Source organism: Intrasporangium sp. Soil_C_50 (assembly GCF_057656595.1).
The window spans coordinates 1011090-1028709 of record NZ_JBDGKB010000001.1; the positions used below are offsets into that span (position 1 = coordinate 1011090).

Annotated in this window: 11 protein-coding genes; 8 read left to right on the forward strand and 3 right to left on the reverse strand. The window is 72.7% G+C overall.

Features of this window, described 5'->3' with window-relative positions; genetic code table 11:
- Window positions 1–12: 12 nt before the first annotated feature.
- From lysX to AC3A5R_RS04735, 3 genes are read left to right on the forward strand one after another with little or no spacing between them, the layout of a single operon-like run.
- Window positions 13–3351: a bifunctional lysylphosphatidylglycerol synthetase/lysine--tRNA ligase LysX gene (gene lysX, locus AC3A5R_RS04725; protein WP_487619572.1), complete on the forward strand. Its 3339-nt coding sequence runs from the start codon at window positions 13–15 to the stop codon at window positions 3349–3351.
- Entirely contained in the window at window positions 3342–4454 is a 1113-nt protein-coding gene (locus AC3A5R_RS04730; RefSeq protein ID WP_487619573.1) for an alpha/beta hydrolase, read from the forward strand. Before lysX ends, AC3A5R_RS04730 begins: the two co-directional genes overlap by 10 nt.
- A complete protein-coding gene (locus AC3A5R_RS04735) occupies window positions 4447–5421 on the forward strand; it encodes an SGNH/GDSL hydrolase family protein (protein WP_487619574.1) in 975 nt (324 codons plus the stop codon). The genes AC3A5R_RS04730 and AC3A5R_RS04735 overlap by 8 nt, the downstream gene beginning before the upstream one ends.
- Here AC3A5R_RS04735 and AC3A5R_RS04740 read toward each other — a convergent pair.
- A complete protein-coding gene (locus AC3A5R_RS04740; protein WP_487619575.1) occupies window positions 5399–8035 on the reverse strand; it encodes an alkaline phosphatase family protein in 2637 nt (878 codons plus the stop codon). The genes AC3A5R_RS04735 and AC3A5R_RS04740 overlap by 23 nt on opposite strands.
- Before the next feature lie 233 nt (window positions 8036–8268).
- Here AC3A5R_RS04740 and AC3A5R_RS04745 point away from each other — a divergent pair, with 233 nt between their 5' ends.
- Entirely contained in the window at window positions 8269–8790 is a 522-nt protein-coding gene (locus AC3A5R_RS04745) for a YbhB/YbcL family Raf kinase inhibitor-like protein (RefSeq protein WP_487619576.1), read from the forward strand.
- Between the two features lie 31 nt (window positions 8791–8821).
- Here the strand turns inward: AC3A5R_RS04745 and AC3A5R_RS04750 are convergent, their stop codons facing one another.
- Both AC3A5R_RS04750 and AC3A5R_RS04755 read right to left on the reverse strand, forming a co-directional pair.
- Window positions 8822–9613, reverse strand: a complete 792-nt coding sequence (locus AC3A5R_RS04750) for a helix-turn-helix transcriptional regulator (protein WP_487619577.1) — start codon at window positions 9611–9613, stop codon at window positions 8822–8824.
- Between the two features lie 58 nt (window positions 9614–9671).
- Window positions 9672–10439: a helix-turn-helix transcriptional regulator gene (locus AC3A5R_RS04755; protein ID WP_487619578.1), complete on the reverse strand. Its 768-nt coding sequence runs from the start codon at window positions 10437–10439 to the stop codon at window positions 9672–9674.
- A 299-nt stretch (window positions 10440–10738) separates the two neighbouring features.
- On the opposite strand from AC3A5R_RS04755, the gene AC3A5R_RS04760 reads away from it, so the two are divergent.
- The 4 genes from AC3A5R_RS04760 to narI are packed head-to-tail and all read left to right on the forward strand — an operon-like array spanning window position 10739 to window position 17593.
- A complete protein-coding gene (locus tag AC3A5R_RS04760; RefSeq protein WP_487619579.1) occupies window positions 10739–14467 on the forward strand; it encodes a nitrate reductase subunit alpha in 3729 nt (1242 codons plus the stop codon).
- Window positions 14467–16149, forward strand: a complete 1683-nt coding sequence (gene narH, locus AC3A5R_RS04765) for a nitrate reductase subunit beta (RefSeq protein ID WP_487619580.1) — start codon at window positions 14467–14469, stop codon at window positions 16147–16149. The genes AC3A5R_RS04760 and narH overlap by 1 nt, the downstream gene beginning before the upstream one ends.
- Window positions 16146–16847: a nitrate reductase molybdenum cofactor assembly chaperone gene (gene narJ, locus AC3A5R_RS04770; RefSeq protein ID WP_487619581.1), complete on the forward strand. Its 702-nt coding sequence runs from the start codon at window positions 16146–16148 to the stop codon at window positions 16845–16847. The genes narH and narJ overlap by 4 nt, the downstream gene beginning before the upstream one ends.
- Window positions 16844–17593: a respiratory nitrate reductase subunit gamma gene (narI, locus tag AC3A5R_RS04775; RefSeq protein ID WP_487619582.1), complete on the forward strand. Its 750-nt coding sequence runs from the start codon at window positions 16844–16846 to the stop codon at window positions 17591–17593. Before narJ ends, narI begins: the two co-directional genes overlap by 4 nt.
- The last annotated feature ends 27 nt before the right edge of the window (window positions 17594–17620 follow it).

Below are 17620 nucleotides of genomic sequence, written 5' to 3' on the forward strand. Positions count from 1 at the left end.
CATCGTCATGACATGGCCACTCGCCGACCGGTCGACCCGGGCTCGCCCCGCGCAGCGCGCGTCCTCACCGGAACCTACGCCGTCGCCACCGTGGCGGCCGCTCTGCTCGTGCTGTCCCATCCGCACCGGCCCGGCCCGTCCACGACCGAGGTCGTCTTCGGGTTGCTCAACCTCCCGGTCGCCCCGACGATCGTGTCGGTCGTCGTGCTCGCGATCGTGACGCGCGCCCTTCTCGGCCGCAAGCGCATCGGGCTCTGGGCCGTGGGTGCCTTCCAGGCCCTCGGCGTGCTCATCGGCCTCGTCGCGGTCCTGCCGCCGACGCACCGGCCGTTCGTGTGGATGTGGCAGACCCGCGGCGACCTCGGCCGGGTCGTCGACATCGCCGCCATCGCCGTGGCCCTCGCCGCCGGCTGGTGGCTGTGGCGCCTGCGCGGCCAGTTCACCGGGCGCCTCCAGCGCGGTTCGGGCTGGTTGGCCGCGGCGGCCCTCGTCGTCGGGTCCGGTGCCACCCTCGCCGTCGCCTGGGTGCTGCTCGGGGCGGTGGGCGTGCCTCGCTCGCAGGCCCGTGCGGTCGTCGGCACCGTCTTCGCGGTGCTCGGCGGCGTGACGACCCGCCCCGGCGGCCTCATCCCCGACTGGGTCCTCGACACCGTGGCCCTCTGCCTCGGGGTGACGATCCTCGTGACCCTGGGGCTCTTCCTCGCCTCGGCCCGGCCGGTCAACCGCTGGTCGCCCGATCGCGAGGTGTCCCTGCGACGCCTGCTCGGCCGCCACCCCGCCGACTCCCTCGGCTACTTCGCCACCCGCCGCGACAAGGCGTCGGTCTTCGATGCCGACGGGCGCGCCGCGGTGACGTACGCCGTCGCCGCCGGCGTCTCGCTTGCCTCCGCCGACCCGATCGGACCCCGCGATGCCTGGCTGCCTGCCATCGACGCCTGGCGCGCCGAGGCGAGCGAGTACGGCTGGCTTCCCGCGGTCATCGCGGCGAGCGAGGAGGGCGCCCGCGCCTACGCCTCGCGCGGCATGCGTGTCGTCGCGCTCGGCGACGAGGCCGTCCTCGACCCGCGCCGCATCGACCTCGACAGCGCCCGCCTGACGCGCGTGCGGCAGGCCGCGACCCGGGCCCGGCGGGCCGGCGTCACCGTCCGCGTCCGGCGCCAGGCCGACCTGTCGCCGGAGGAGCGCGACCGCGCCGAGACCCTCGCGCGGCAGTGGCGCTCGAGCGACACCGAGCGCGGGTTCTCCATGGCGCTCGGCCGCACCGCGGACCCGGCCGACGGGCACGTCCTGCACGTCGTCGCGGCGGGCCCGGACGGGGCCGAGGTCGGCCTGCTCACCTTCGTGCCGTGGGGCCGCGGCGGCGTCTCCCTCGACCTCATGCGCCGCTCCCCCGACGCCCCGAACGGCACGACCGAGCTCATGGTCACCGACGTGCTCGCCCGGGCCGACGAGCTCGGCGTCAGCCGCGTCTCCCTCAACTTCTGCATGTTCCGCGGCGTCTTCGCCGACTCCGCGCGGATCGGGTCGGGCAGGCTGACCCGGCTCAACGCGTCGGTGCTCGGGTTGTTCGACCGGTTCTGGCAGCTCGAGCGGCTCTACCGGGCCACCGACAAGTACGACCCCGAGTGGACCCCGCGCTTCCTCTGCTACGACGACGGGCTGTCGCTGCCGCAGATCGCCCTCGCCGCCGCGGCCCTCGAGGGCTTCGTGCCCTGGCCGGCGCGGCACCGTTCGACGAGCGCGGTCCTCGACGCAGATCACCTCGCCGAGGTGGCCGCGATCGAGGCCACCGGTCCCGCCGTCGACGCGGGACGGTTCGCGCCGCGGCGCAGCGAGGAGTCGCGGCACCGGCTCGCCACGCTCGACCGGCTCCGGGCGTCCGGCCTCGACCCCTATCCCGTCGGTGGCGGCACCGCCATGCCGCTCGCGCTCCTGCCCGGCGTCCGCTGCGGTGCGTGGAGCGAGGGCGACGCCGTGGAGGTCGTGGCCCGCGTCCGGGAGCTGCGCGACCACGGCGCCGTCGTCTTCGTGACCCTCGAGGACGCCGGGGCGCGCGTCCAGGCGCTGCTCGAGTCCTCCCGCACCGGACGCCGGTCCGTCGACCGGTTCGCGGCCGACGTCGACACCGGCGACCTCGTGCGGCTCGCCGGCGAGACCGGCCGCTCGCGCACCGGCACGCCGACCCTGCTCGTCGAGGACTGGCGGCTCGAGGCCAAGGCGCTGCACCCCGTGCCGTGGCGGGGCCTGGCCGACCCCGAGACGCGGGTCCGCCGGCGGTCGACCGACCTGCTCACGCACCCGGGCGAGCTCGAGCTGCTGCGTCGCCGCTCGAGCGTCGTGGCGGCCCTGCGCCGCACCCTCGCCGACCGCGGCTTCCTCGAGGTCGAGACCCCGATGCTGCACGTGACCCACGGGGGTGCGACCGCCCGGCCGTTCCGCACGCACATCAACGCCTACGGCACCGACCTGTCGCTGCGCATCGCCCCCGAGCTCTACCTCAAGCGGCTCCTCGTCGGCGGCATCGGGCCGGTCTTCGAGCTCGGCCGCAGCTTCCGCAACGAGGGCGCCGACGCCACCCACAACCCCGAGTTCACCTCCCTCGAGGTGTACGAGCCGCACGCCGACTACGTGACGATGCGCCACCTCGCCGAGCGCCTCGTGCGCGAGGCCGCGGTCGCCGTCCACGGGCGTCCCGTCATCCCGCTGCCGACGCCCGACCGGGTCCGCGCCGGGCTCGACGGGGTGGAGCTCGTCGACGTCGGCGCCCCCTTTCCCGTGGTCCGCGTGCTCGACGCCGTGAGCGACGCCGTCGGCCTGCGCGTCGGGCCGGACACCGACCTCGACGTGCTCCTCGAGGTCGCGGCCCGGCACGGCGTCGCCGTGCCCGAGGGGGCCGGGTGGGGCGCGGTCGTCGAGGAGCTCTACGCCGAGCTCGTCGAGCCGACCACGGTGCTGCCCACCTTCTACACCGACTTCCCCGTCGAGACCTCGCCCCTGGTGCACCCGCACCGGACCGAGCGCGGGCTCGTCGAACGGTGGGACCTCGTCGTCGCCGGGATGGAAGTGGGCACGGCCTACAGCGAGCTGACCGACCCGGTCGACCAGCGTCGACGGCTCACCGAGCAGTCGCTCAAGGCCGCTGCCGGCGACCCCGAGGCGATGGAGGTCGACGAGGACTTCCTCCACGCGCTCGAGCTGGGCATGCCACCGACCGGCGGCCTCGGTCTCGGGGTCGACCGGCTCGTCATGCTGCTGACGAACACCGCGATCCGGTCGGTCCTCACCTTCCCGTTCGTCCGCCCCGAGCCTGCGCGGCCCCGCGAGAAGCGGGAGACCCCGTCGTGGAGCTGACCGACCCCGGCCTCATCGTCCTGCTCGTCGTCGTGGCCCTGGGGCTCTTCGCCCTCGTCGTCATCGGCTGGCCCCGCTGGGGTGGCCGTCTCACCCGCGGTGCCGTCCGAGGCGGCCAGGTGCTGCTCCTCAACGTCATCGTCGTCGCCCTGGCCGGCGCCGCCCTCAACGACCAGTACCTCTTCTACTCCAGCTGGTCGGACCTGCTCGGCTCGCGGTCCTCCGAGGTGCAGCTGCACCACGGCGGTGGCGTCAAGCAGGTCGTCGAGGCCAAGGTCATCGGGCCGGGCCTGCAGAGAGTCACCGGCCACCCGAACTACGCGCTGCCGCAACCGGGTTCACGGCTGCAGACCTACTCGGTGACCGACCCCCGGTCCGGTGCCTCCGGCCAGGTGCTGGTGTACCTCCCTGCCGGCTACAACCCGGCGTCCAAGCGCACCTACCCGGTCATCGTCGGCCTCCACGGCTTCCCGAGCAGCCCGACGCGCTTCACCCACCTGAACTTCCTGCCGACCGCCGACCTGCTCACGGCCGAGCACCGCCTCGGGCCGGTCATCTTCGTGATGCCGCGCATCGACACGCCGGCAACCCTCGACACCGAGTGCGTCAACGGCCCCCCGGGGACACCGCAGACCGACACGTGGCTCTCGCGTGACCTGCCGTCGTGGGTCGTGAACCACCTGCACACCCGACGCGACCGCCTCTCGTGGGCCGTCATGGGCTACTCCTACGGGGCGTGGTGCGCGGCCTCGCTGTCGATGCGGCACCCCGACGTGTTCGGCGCCTCGATCGTGCTCCAGGGATACTTCCGCCCCGACTTCAGTGCGGCCTACGACCCGCTGACCTCGATCGGCACCGAGGCCTACGACCTCATCCGCATCGCCCGCTCGGCTCCCCCACCCCTCGCCATGTACGTGCTCACGTCGCGACAGGACCAGCTCTCCTACCCGTCGACGTCGAAGTTCCTGAGCGTGGCCAAACCACCGCTCGACGTCAACGGGGTCGTGCTCTCGACGGGTGGCCACCGCGACCAGGTCTGGGAGCCGTACGTGCCGCAGGCTCTCTCCTGGTTGGGGCAGACCTTGCCGGGGTTCCGTGGCTGACGCCGGCCGCCACCGCCCGGTGCCGGGACCCGGCGGCCGGGGCCCGGCCTCCCCCCGGCAGCACTCGCACCTCGGGGTGCGCGCGCACCACGTCGTCATCGGGCTCGTCGTCGCGGCGTGCACGGCCGCCCTCGTGGCGGTCGCCGTCGCCGCCGGCGTCGGCCCGGGCACGCTCGTGCGCGCCGTGGCCGGGGCAGCGACGCCGAGCGCCGCCGGGACGGCACGCAGCGGTACGCCGACGGCCGGCACGTCGTCGCCCCCCGCGGGCCCCCTCGTCGTCGTCGGCCTCGGTGACTCGGTTCCGTCGGCCGGGACGTGCGGCTGCACCGGCTACGTCGAACAGCTCGGCACGCGCCTCGGCACCGCCACCGGCCGGGCGCCCGTCGTGCACAACGACGCCGTCGGCGGCTGGACGACGAGCGACGTCGAGCGCGACCTCGGCTCCGCCTCGACGCATCGCGACATCGCCCACGCCGACCTCGTCGTCGTCGAGGTCGGCGCCAACGACTTCGACCTCAACCGCGTGGACGACCCGACCTGCCTGCCCGCCGCGAGCTCGCCGTGCTGGACCGACACCCTCAAGGGCCTGCACGACGGCCTGACCCGGATCGTCGACGAGATCAAGGCCGAAGACACCAACCCGAATCTGCGCGTCGCGGTTGTCGGGTACTGGAACGTCACGGTCGACGGCGCCGTGGGCCGCGCCCAGGGCAACGCCTTCGTCACCGGCAGCGACGCACTGACCAAGGTCGTCAACAGCATCGTCGACCAGGTCGCCGCGTCCACCGGCGCCGTCTACGTCGACGCGTACACACCCCTCAAGGGCGAGGCCGGCGACCGCGATCCGACGAACGACCTCCTCGAGGACGGCGACCACCCGAACGCGAGCGGCCATGCCCTCCTCATGGAGGCGGTCTACGACGCCCTCGAGGACGCCGGGGCCGTCAGCCGGTGGTCGTCGGGCTGACGGCCTCGGCGACGGCGTCGCCCGGCGCCGGGAGGTGCTGCCGGTGGCCGAGGCGCTCGAGCCACCGCACGAGCTGCACGTGTACCCGGTCGGCGCCGTGGACGAGCCCGTCGCGCTCGAGCAGGTCGGCGTCGACGGCCCATTCGGCGGGGTGCACGAGCAGCGGGCGGGTCTGCCAGCCGCCGACGCCGCCGTGGCAGCCGACGAGCTCCTCGAACGCGGCCACCTCGTCGAGGACGGGTTCGTGCAGGGAGTTCACGTAGAGGTCGGGCGCGTTGTCGAACCGCGCGACGCGCAGGTAGTCGGCGGCCGCGTCGGCTCCGAACGCCTCGAGCGGGTCGACCCCCTCGACGAGCCCGGTCTCGAGCACGCGCGACCCGTGGGCGCCGATCGCCACCGGTCCGGCGCCGCTGTCGACGACGACGAACGCGATGCCCGGGTGGGTGGCGAGGGCTTCCACGAGACCGGGGTGCTGCGCCTCGAGATCCTCGAGGCGCAGTCGCCCGGGGCTTCGGGCGAACCACACGCCGCCGAGGTTGCCAGAGCCGACGACGACCGTCTCGGGGCGGCCGGACGCGACGGCGCCGGCGCCGGTCGTGGTGACGGCGTCGGTCGTGGTCGCATCCGTGACGGTGGTGGTTGGCGTCCGAGTCGCAACCTCCGGCCCGACGTGGGGGCCCTTGTCCCCCAGTGCCCGTCGCGTCAGCTGCCCGGTGACGCTCTTCTGTGCCGACAGCTGCGCCAGGAGCACGTTGACCGGCCCCCACGACTCGACCTCGTGGGTCGAGGCGATGACGCCGGCGCCGGTCGCGAGGTGGGCGGCGACGAGGTCCTCGAGGGACTGGCCGTAGCGCTGGCGGAAGGTCGCGCCCTGGCTCTGGCCGTGGTCGGACAGGAGCACGAAGTGGTAGCGGCGCGGCGTCGCCCCCGAGAGCGCGACGGTCTCGAGGGTCCGCAGCACCTCGTCGAGGCCGTAGAGCGCGGCGAGCGACTCGGGTCGCGTGACCCCGGCGTGGTGGGCGATCTCGTCGTAGTCGACGAAGTCGACGTACACCGATCGGGATCCGCGCATCATCGCCTCGACGACGAGGGCGACGTTGAGGTCGCGCAGCAGGACGTTCGTCACGGCCCGCAGCGCGACGTAGGACCCACCGCGGTGGATGCGCGGGCGGAGGTCGCGCCGCTCCTGGCGTCGCGCCTGGAACACCTCTTTCACCATCTCGCCGACCGACATGACGACGGCCCGCACGAAGCCGGCGGGGTGGGTGAAGAACGCGGCGTACGAGCTCGACGGGCCGAGCCGGACGTCCTTGTCGCGCAGGCCGCTCATCGACAGCAGCGAGGTCGGGGCGTCGCCCGAGAAGAGGTTGGAGATGCTGACGCCGTCGTCGGCGAGCAGCCCGCGGCCGTCGGAGATCCGTCGCTCGATGAGGGCGGCGTCCTCGGGGCGGTTGGCCACGACGAGCCGCCCCTCGGCGCGGTCGAACCAGCGAAAGGCCGGGATGCCGTCGTTCGAGCCGTGGAGCAGGCCCGCCTGGCTCACCGGGGTGGTCGAGGGCACCCTGGCCCTCCACTCGGTCCACGTGTGGGTGCCGGAGCGCACCCAGCGGCTGATGGTCGGCAGGTTGCCCGACCGGATCTCGTTCTCCAGCAGGGGGGCCGGTACACCGTCGAGCTGCACGAACACGACTCCCGGCACGTCCGGGTCCTCGACGCGCCCCTGCCCCGCCGCTCGCGACATGCGCACCGCGTGCACCGTGAGGTAGTCGCGGGTGCTGATCGAGAAGACCCACGTCAGCAGGGCCATGACGGCGCCGTAGACCCACGAGGCGACGACGACGGCACCGACGCTGTCGACGGACACCCCGGGCGTCAGCCAGAGCCCGAGCCCGATGACCGCCGCGTTGGCGAAGAGGGCGAGCGCGATCGCGCCCGCCCACCCGAACAGGGCCGCCACCCGGACGAACACCGGAACGAGGAGCCAGCCGGCCAAGGTGATGGCGACGACGGCCAGCACGAGGACGATGCCGTTGTCGACCGCGACCCCCGGCGTCAGGAACACCGTGAGGCCCAGGACGGTGAGGCGCGAGAAGAAGTCGAGCAGCCGGGTACCGGCGTCCGCCGCGCGGGCCCCGGGCGACAGGCCGGCCACCGTGTCGGACACGGCGCGCTCGTCGTGCCGCTCGAAGAAGCCGGTGGCCGGCCGCGACCACAGCAGCGCCAGCACGACGAGGCTGCCGACGAGGGTCACGACCGCCAGGAGCGTGCCGCCGGCGGACTCCCCGACGAGGGCCCAGGCGTACGCCTGGCGCACGATGAGCACGAGGGTGAGCACGAGGCGCGCCGTGTTCGCACCGCGCAGGAGCAGCACGACGAGCACGGCCTGTGCCACCCCCAGCACGAGGAAGACCCATCCGACGGCAGCGACCGGCACGTCGAGCCCGGCGAGCGCGTCGCGCAGGTCGGGTGCAGGCGCCTCCGGCAGACGGCCCGAGACGAGGACCAGCACGCCCACCGCGAGGTCGAGCAGCGCCGCGAGCGCCGTCAGCACGACGACCGCAGTGACCCCGGGCGGCCGCCGGCCCACCGCCTCGGCCTCCGCCGCGCCACTCACGTCCCGCGCTCCTCGACCATGCGCACCTCCCGGCGCCGAGACCCGTCGCGTGCCTCGAATGTAGCCGCGGGTGCGCGGGCCCACCACCGGTTCGCGGGACGTACCCCGCAAACCGCCGACGTCCGGGCGGCCGGTCTAGGGTCGGGACGAGGGCCGGCACCGTCGCCCGCCCCGCAGGACCCATCACGGAGTGCCGCCTGCGCACGCCGTCACCTCGACCCGAGGAGCCCCGCATGAGCCTCGACCGCCCGGTCACCCCGAACCCGTACGAGCTGCTGCCCGCCGTCGCGTCGTTCACCGTCACGAGCTCCGACGTCACCGACGGCGAGCCCCTGTCCGACGCGCAGGTGGCCGCCGGCGGCAACACCTCCCCCCAGCTGTCGTGGAGCGGCGCCCCCGAGGGCACCCGCAGCTACGTCGTCACCTGCTTCGACCCCGACGCGCCGACGCCCTCCGGCTTCTGGCACTGGGTCCTCGTCGACCTGCCCGCCGACGTCACGTCGCTGCCCACCGGCGCCGCCTCGGCCGCGCTGCCCGGCTCGGCCTTCCACGTGCGCAACGACGCCGGCGAAGCGGGCTTCATGGGCGCGGCGCCACCCGAGGGCGACCAGCCGCACCGCTACTTCTTCGTCGTGCACGCCGTCTCCGAGCCGACGCTCGGCGTCGATGACTCCGTGACGCCGGCCGTCGTGTCGTTCAACCTCGCGTTCAAGACGCTGGCCCGGGCCGTCCTGCACGGCACCTACCAGCACTGAACCCCGCAATCCGCGGGCCGGCGCCCGGCGCTCAGCCGTTCCCGGTCCGTGGCCGGGGGCTCGGCGAGCGCGGCAGGTCGGTGCCGCCGAGCAGGACCATCGCGAGCTCGGCCCGGGAGGCCGCCCCGACGCCCTGCATGAGCAGCGCGACCTCCGCCGCCACGGTGCGGACCGAGATGCCGAGCTCGCGCCCGATGCCCGAGTCCTTGGCGCCGAGGACGACGCGTCGGGCCACCTCGCACTGGCGGCGCGTGAACGGTGGGTCCATGCCCTCGGGGACCCCCGGTCGCGACCGGCTCCACGTCGCCTCGAAGATCGACCGGGAGCGCTCGAGCACGTCGGCCCGGGTGGCGAGCCACGCCGTGGGCTGGCCGGTCTCGCTCTGGGGGCCGGCGATGACGACGGTCCGGTCGTCGATGACCATCAGCTGGCACGGCACCGGGCCGAAGTGCACGTGCGGCATCTCCGAGGTGATGAGCGGGTAGAGCGCGAGGCTGCGCTCGGTCGTGATGTACCGCATCTCGAGGCCACGACGACGCGACTGCTCGTCGAGCTCCACGGCGCGGCTGTGCGGTTCGTACCCCATCCGCGGCTGCATCGAGGCGACCTCCTCCCGGACCGTCGGCTCGATCGCGGCGAAGCCCTCCTCGATCTGGCCGAGCCCGACGCCGAGGCGCCGGAACCCCGGGGTCGGGCGTCCGGCGAGCCAGTCGGCGGCCAGGCTCGCCACGAGCATCCCGAGCTCCGCCGCGGGCACGGCGACCGCGGCCGTGTCGTCGGGTGCGACCCTGCCCTGCTGCGGCGTCCTGTCCGCGTCGTCCATCCTCGAGCCCCTGTCCTGTGCGGCTCCAAGGATGCCGCACCTCGAGGTGCCGCGGCGGTCAGGCCTCCCGGCGCGGGTCGCGGCCGCGCCGGGCAGTGGTGTCCGGCACGGCCGCGCTCGTGAGGCGCGCGACGCACGAGCGCTCCGTGACGAACGGCCGGAGCTCGACGTCCGTGTCGGCCTCGCCGACGGCCACGAGCGTGCCGCGGACGAGCCCGCGGTGGATGCCGCAGACGACGTCGGGGTGCTGGCGCGCCATCGCCAGGAACGGGCAGTCGTTCAGGGTCAGCTCCACGGTGCGGCCGCGGTCGGTCGTGCGCACCTCGGGCTGGTAGCCCCACTCGTCGAGCAGGTCGACGGCCAGGCCCACCTTGCCGAGCCAGGCGCCCGGAGTGGTGGCTGCAGGTGGTGGTGGCGCGTCGGTCGCGGTGCGGCCGGCGACCCACCGCTCGCCGGCTTCCTCGGGCTCCATCAGCACGCCTTCGCGCGCCTGCGACCACGTGGCGGCGAGCAGCTCGGTGAAGGAGGCGAGGGCCTCCCGGCCCGCCAGGCCCGGACCCCGGTCGCCGGAGCGGGCGTAGACCTTGCGTGGCCGACCGACCCCTCCGCGCCGTCGCGCGGTGACGAGGCTGCCGTCCGCCACGAGCCGTTCGAGGTGGAAGCGCGCCGTCGTGACGTGGATGCCGAGTGCATCCCCGACCGCAGCGGCGGTGAGCTCCGTGGCGGGAAGTCGGGGGTCGGTCGGCGGAGCCGACAGCAGTGCGAGAACGGCGCCGCGCGTGTCGGTGGCCCCCGCCTCGGTGGCTCCGACGGGGTTCGGGCTCATCGGGCGCCGCGGTGTGGTGCCGACTGCGGGCTCGGCGCAGGGCGCGGCGCAGGGCTCGGTGCAGGGCTCGGTGCTGGATTCGCGTGCACGCGACCTCCTTTTCGTGGATTTGGAGGATAGCCGTTCGCCTCGGTCGTCTTGTCCAATTTCCGGTAAATTCGCTTGATCATCGCGCCATATCCCCCCGATCGAGCAGGTGCCGCAGTAGCGTGACCGGCGAGGGCCTTCCTCGTGGGCGACGCCGTCTTGCGCCGTTTGGAGGACGCCGCCGGTTCGTTTGGAGGACGAGAGGTGCAGCAGTGACGCCAGCCCGACCGACACCCGAGATCGACGGACCGGCATCGGCGGCCCTGCTGCGGGCAGGCCGCTTCTTCACGCGCTGGGACGAGTCGGCCGACGGCCGCGCCGTCTTCAGGGAGGGCGGTCGGGCGGGAGACGTCTTCTACCGCGACCGCTGGAGCCACGACAAGGTCGTCCGCTCGACGCACGGCGTCAACTGCACCGGGTCGTGCTCGTGGAAGGTGTACGTCAAGGACGGCATCATCACGTGGGAGACCCAGCAGACCGACTACCCGTCGGTGGGCCCCGACCGGCCGGAGTACGAGCCGCGCGGATGTCCGCGCGGCGCCGCCTTCTCCTGGTACACCTACTCCCCCACACGGGTGCGCTACCCCTACGTGCGAGGCGTCCTGCTCGAGATGTACCGCGAGGCCAGGGGCCGACTCGGCGACCCCGTCGCGGCGTGGCACGAGATCACGACCGACCCGGACAAGCGTCGCCGCTACCAGAGCGCGCGCGGCAAGGGCGGCCTCGTGCGCGCGTCGTGGGGCGAGGCCGTCGAGATCGCGGCCGCCGCCCACGTGCACACGATCAAGGAGTACGGGCCCGACCGCGTCGCCGGGTTCTCGCCCATCCCGGCGATGTCGATGGTGTCGCACTGCGTCGGCACCCGGTTCGTCCAGCTGCTCGGCGGCGTCATGACGAGCTTCTACGACTGGTACGCCGACCTGCCCGTCGCGAGCCCGCAGGTCTTCGGCGACCAGACCGACGTGCCCGAGTCGGGCGACTGGTGGGACTCGACCTACCTCATGATGTGGGGCTCGAACGTGCCCGTCACCCGCACCCCCGACGCGCACTGGATGGCTGAGGTGCGTTACCGCGGCACCAAGGTCGTCACCGTCAGCCCCGACTACGCCGACAACACGAAGTTCGCCGACGAGTGGATGCCCGCGCAGGCCGGCACCGACGCCGCCCTGGCGATGGCCATGGGCCACGTGCTGCTCAAGGAGTTCTTCGTCGACCGCGAGGTGCCGTTCTTCACCGACTACGTGCGCACCTACACCGACCTGCCCTTCCTCGTCCGGCTCGACGCGGCCGGCGCCGACCAACCGGCCGGCGCCATGGTGCCCGGCAAGTTCCTCACGGCCACCGACCTCGGTGGCGCCGACGCGTCGGCCGCCGAGAGCGCCTGGAAGACCGTCCTGCTCGACGAACAGTCGGGGCGTCCGGTCGTCCCGAACGGCTCCATGGGGTTCCGCTACGCCGACTCCGGCAAGGGCCGATGGAACCTCGACCTCGAGGGCGTCACCCCGGCCCTCACGATGGCCGGCGGCGACGCCACGGCCGTCGAGGTGCTCCTGCCGGCGTTCGTCGAGGCCGACGGCAGCGGGTCGGTGCTCCGACGCGGCGTGCCCGCGAGGCACGTCGGCGAGCACCTCGTCACGACCGTCTACGACCTCATGCTCGCCCAGTACGGTGTCGGCCGCGACGGCCTGCCCGGCGAGTGGGCCGCCGGCTACGACGACGTGTCGACGCCGTACACGCCCGCCTGGCAGGCCGAGGTCACCGCGGTACCGGCCGACCAGTGCATCCGCGTCGCCCGTGAGTTCGCGACGAACGCCGAACAGTCCCAAGGCCGTTCGATGATCATCATGGGCGCCGGCATCTGCCAGTGGTTCCACGGCGACGCGACGTACCGGGCCATCCTGTCGCTGCTGCTGCTCACCGGCTGCATGGGCCGCAACGGCGGCGGCTGGGCGCACTACGTCGGCCAGGAGAAGTGCCGCCCCATCACGGGCTGGATCAGCCTCGCGAACGCCCTCGACTGGTCGCGCCCGCCACGCACCATGACGGGCACGTCCTACTGGTACATGCACACCGACCAGTGGCGCAACGACGGCTACTCGGCCGACTCCCTCGCCTCGCCACTCGCCAAGGGGCACCTCGCCGGCAAGCACACCGCCGACACCATCGCCGAGTCGGCCCGCCTCGGCTGGATGCCCTTCTACCCGCAGTTCGCCACCAACCCCCTCCAGGTGGCCCGGGACGCCGAGGCCGCCGTTGCGGCCGGCACGGCCGAGAGCCCGGCCGCGTACGTCGCGAACGCCCTGCACGACGGCTCGCTCACGGCGTCCGTCGAGGACGTCGACGCCCCCGAGAACTGGCCGCGCACCCTCGTGCTCTGGCGCTCCAACCTCATGGGCAGCTCGGCGAAGGGCAACGAGTACTTCCTCAAGCACCTGCTCGGCACGCACTCCAACGTCATGGGCGGCGAGAACCCCCAGACGCCGCGGCCCTCCGACGTGAGATGGCACGACGAGGCGCCGCAGGGCAAGCTCGACCTGCTCCTGTCCGCCGACTTCCGGATGACCTCGACGACGTTGCTGTCCGACATCGTCCTGCCCGCAGCCACGTGGTACGAGAAGCACGACCTCAGCTCGACCGACATGCACCCGTTCGTCCACGCGTTCACCCCGGCCATCGACCCACCGTGGGAGGCCAAGAGCGACTTCGACCTGTTCCACCTTCTCGCGCAGCGGTTCTCGGAGCTCGCGAAGACGCACCTGGGCACCGTCAAAGACCTCGTCAGCGTCCCGCTCATGCACGACACCGCCGGCGAGACCGCCCAGCCCGGCGGACGCGTCACCGACTGGCGCGGCTCCGGCGCCCCGGGTGCACCCGGCCGCACGATGCCGGTCTTCCAGGTCGTCGAGCGCGACTACACCGCGATCGCCGACAAGCTCGCGACCGTCGGGCCGCTCGCCGACTCCCTCGGCTTCACCGTCAAGAACGTCACCTACCGCGTCGCCGAGGAGGCGGCTCGGCTGGCGCAGAAGAACGGCGTCATGCTCGGCGGCGCCGGTGACGGCCGCCCGGCCATCGACACCGACGCCAAGCTCGCCGAGGCGATCCTCACCTTCTCCGGGACGACGAACGGCCACCTCGCCGTCCAGGGCTTCCGGACCCTCGAGGAACGCGTCGGCAAGAGGCTCGTCGACCTCGCCGAGGGCGCGGAGGAGAAGCGGATCACCTTCGCCGACACGCAGGTCCAGCCGGTACCGGTGATCACCTCGCCGGAGTGGTCCGGGTCCGAGACCGGAGGTCGCAGGTACGCGCCGTTCACCGTCAACATCGAGCGCCTCAAGCCGTTTCACACCCTGACCGGTCGAATGCACTTCTACCTCGACCACGACTGGATGCAGGACGTCGGCGAGGCGCTGCCGGTCTACCGGCCACCGCTCGACATGCACCGCCTCTTCGGCGAGCCGAAGCTCGGGCCCGACGGCGCCAAGCAGGTGACGGTGCGCTACCTGACTCCCCACTCCAAGTGGTCCATCCACTCGGAGTACCAGGACAACCTGCTCATGCTCTCGCTCTCCAGGGGCGGGCCCACCGTGTGGATGAGTCCCCAGGACGCCGCGTCGATCGAGGTCGAGGACAACGACTGGGTCGAGTGCACCAACGCCAACGGCGTGCTCGTCGCGCGCGCCGTCGTCAGCCATCGGATGCCCGAGGGCGTCGTGTACGTCTACCACGCGCAGGAGCGCACCATCGACGTGCCGAAGTCCGAGGCCACCGGCCGCCGCGGCGGCATCCACAACTCGGTCACTCGCCTGCTCGTCAAGCCGACCCACCTCATCGGCGGCTACGCGCAGCTGTCGTACACCTTCAACTACCTCGGCCCCACCGGGAACCAGCGCGACATGGTCTCCACGGTCCGCAAGCGCTCCCAGGAGGTGACGTACTGATGCGCGTCATGGCCCAGATGGGCATGGTCATGAACCTCGACAAGTGCATCGGCTGCCACACGTGCTCGGTCACGTGCAAGCAGGCGTGGACCAACCGCGCCGGCACCGAGTACGTGTGGTTCAACAACGTGGAGACCCGTCCCGGGCAGGGCTACCCGCGCCGCTACGAGGACCAGGAGACGTGGCGCGGCGGCTGGACCCTGACGCACCGGGGAAGCCTCAAGCTCAAGGCCGGCGGACGCGTCCAGAAGCTCCTCGGCATCTTCGCGAGTCCTGTCCAGCCCGAGCTCGCGGACTACTACGAACCGTGGACCTACGACTACCAGACACTCGTCGAGGCGCCCCTCGGCGACGACTTCCCGGTTGCGCGGCCGAAGTCGCTCATCACCGGGGAGAACACGAAGATCACGTGGTCGGCCAACTGGGACGACAACCTCGGCGGCACGAGCCAGCTCGGCCACCTCGACCCGATCGTCGAGAAGGTGAGGCGCCAGTCCGAGGATGCGGTGCGGTTCGAGCTCGAGAAGACCTTCATGTTCTACCTGCCGCGCATCTGCGAGCACTGCCTCAACCCGTCGTGCATGGCCTCGTGCCCCTCCGGGGCGATCTACAAGCGCGAGGAGGACGGCATCGTCCTCGTCGACCAGGACCGCTGCCGCGGCTGGCGCCAGTGCATCACCGGCTGCCCGTACAAGAAGATCTACTTCAACCACAAGAGCGGCAAGGCCGAGAAGTGCACGTTCTGCTACCCGCGCATCGAGGTCGGCCTGCCGACCGTCTGTTCGGAGACGTGCGTCGGGCGGCTGCGCTACCTCGGCCTCTTCCTCTACGACGCCGACCGCGTCACCGAGGCGGCCTCGACACCCGACGAGGGTGACCTCTACGAGGCGCAGCTCGACCTCCTCCTCGACCCCACCGACCCCGAGGTCGTCGCCGCGGCCCGGCGGGACGGGATCCCGGACGACTGGATGGACGCCGCCCGACGATCGCCCGTGTACGCGCTCGCCAAGACCTACCGCGTCGCGCTGCCACTGCACCCGGAGTACCGCACGATGCCGATGGTCTGGTACGTGCCGCCCCTGTCGCCGGTCGTCGACGTGCTGTCGTCGCAGGGCCACGACGCCGAGTCGCGCGACGTGCTCTTCGGGGCCATCGAGGCCCTGCGCATCCCCGTGGAGTACCTCGCCGAGCTGTTCACGGCCGGGCGCACCGACGTCGTCACCGGGGTGCTCCGCAAGCTCGCGGCGATGCGCGCGTACATGCGCGACGTGTCCCTGGGCCGCGACGGCGACGCCTCGATCCCCGAGTCGGTCGGCATGAGCGAGGAGTCGCTGTACGAGATGTACCGCCTCATGGCCATCGCGAAGTACGCCGACCGCTACGTCATCCCGACGGCGCACGTCGAGCGCGCCCACGAGCTCGAGGAGCTCGCCTGCTCGCTCGACTACGACGAGGGCCCCGGCATGTACGAGTCCGGCCCGTTCGGCGAGGCCAGCGGGCGCCCCGCGCCGGTGGCCGTCGAGACCTTCAACGCGCTCAAGCAGCGCCAGACCACCGACTCGGCGGCGTCCGACGAGGAGCTGCGCGGACGCGTCAACCTCCTCAACTGGGACGGCAACGGCACTCCGCCCGGCCTCTTCCCGGGCAGCCCGCCGGAGGCTCGGACGGAGACCCGACCGTGATCGGCCGACGGGCCCGCGCGGCGCGCCGCGACGAGGACGACCGGGTCGTCCACCTCGTCGCCGGGCGCTGCCTCGACTACCCACGCGAGGACCTGCTCGCCGAGCTACCGAGGTTCGCCGACGCCCTTGCCGAGCAGCAGGACTCGCATGCGGCACGTTGTCTCGAGCCGCTCGTGGCCCACCTGGCCGACACGCCGCTCGACACGCTGCAGCGCGCCTACGTCGACACCTTCGACCTCAGCCGCAAGCACGCCCTCTACCTCTCGTACTGGACCGACGGCGACACGCGTCGACGCGGCGAGGTGCTCGGACGCTTCAAGGCCGCGTACCGTGCGAGCGGGTTCGTCGTCGACACCCACGGCGAGCTGCCCGACTACCTGCCGATGGTGCTCGAGTTCGCCGCGTTGGCCGACCCGGCGGCCGGTCGAGCCATCCTCGAGGAGTACCGACCCAGTCTCGAGCTGCTGCGGATCGCCTTGCAGGAGAGACAGTCCCCGTACGCAGCCGCGGCTGTCGCCGTCTGTGCGACGCTGCCCGGCGAGTCGCCGCGCGACCGTGCCGCCGTCATGGCCATGGCCGGCCTGGGCGGCCCGCCCCCCGTCGAGGCGGTGGGCCTGGACCCCTACGACCCGCGTCTCCTCCCCCTCCGGGAGGTCTCCTCCTCCAGCCGGCCCGAGCGAACGGGAGCCCTGCGATGAGCACCTTCCTCTGGGGCGTGCTGCCCTACCTCTGCATCGCCAGCCTCGTCGGCGGCACCGTGTGGCGCTACCGCTACGACAAGTTCGGCTGGACGACGCGCTCCTCGCAGCTCTACGAGTCGCGGCTGCTGCGGATCGGCTCGCCCCTGTTCCACTTCGGCATCCTGCTCGTGTTCGTCGGGCACGTCGGCGGCCTGGTCATCCCCGAGTCGTGGACCGAGGCCGTGGGGGTCAGCGAGGGGCTCTACCACTTCAACGCGCTGCTCTTCGGCGGCCTCGCCGGGGTCTGCACGCTCGTCGGCATCCTCATCCTCGTGTACCGGCGCCGGCGCACGGGCCCCGTCTTCATGGCGACGACGCGCAACGACAAGCTCATGTACGTCTTCCTCGTGGCGGCCATCGTGCTCGGCCTCTGGACGACGCTCGTCAGCGTCGGGGCCGGCACCGAGGCGCACAACTACCGCGAGACCGTCTCGCCGTGGTTCCGCTCGGTGTTCCTGCTGCGTCCCGACGTCGCCGCCATGGAGGGGGCGCCCATCCAGTTCCACGTGCACGCGATCGTCGGGATGCTCCTGTTCGCGCTGTGGCCCTTCACGCGGCTCGTCCACGCCTTCACCGCGCCGCTGCACTACCTGTTCCGGCCCTACATCGTCTACCGGTCCCGCGACCGCGCGACGACCGGCGCCCGCTCGGCCCGACCCGGCTGGAGCAGCGTCGGCACGTCCGACCGCGACCGCCGCCATTGACCGGCCCTGACCCCGATCCCCGCACCA

Bases quoted from the DNA above. Each gene is read 5' to 3' on its own strand.
- narH (WP_487619580.1), top strand. From the start codon at position 14,467: ATGCGCGTCATGGCCCAGATGGGCATGGTCATGAACCTCGACAAGTGC.
- AC3A5R_RS04750 (WP_487619577.1), bottom strand. From the start codon at position 9,613: ATGGACGACGCGGACAGGACGCCGCAGCAGGGCAGGGTCGCACCCGAC.
- lysX (WP_487619572.1), top strand. From the start codon at position 13: ATGGCCACTCGCCGACCGGTCGACCCGGGCTCGCCCCGCGCAGCGCGC.
- AC3A5R_RS04745 (WP_487619576.1), top strand. From the start codon at position 8,269: ATGAGCCTCGACCGCCCGGTCACCCCGAACCCGTACGAGCTGCTGCCC.
- AC3A5R_RS04755 (WP_487619578.1), bottom strand. From the start codon at position 10,439: ATGAGCCCGAACCCCGTCGGAGCCACCGAGGCGGGGGCCACCGACACG.
- narI (WP_487619582.1), top strand. From the start codon at position 16,844: ATGAGCACCTTCCTCTGGGGCGTGCTGCCCTACCTCTGCATCGCCAGC.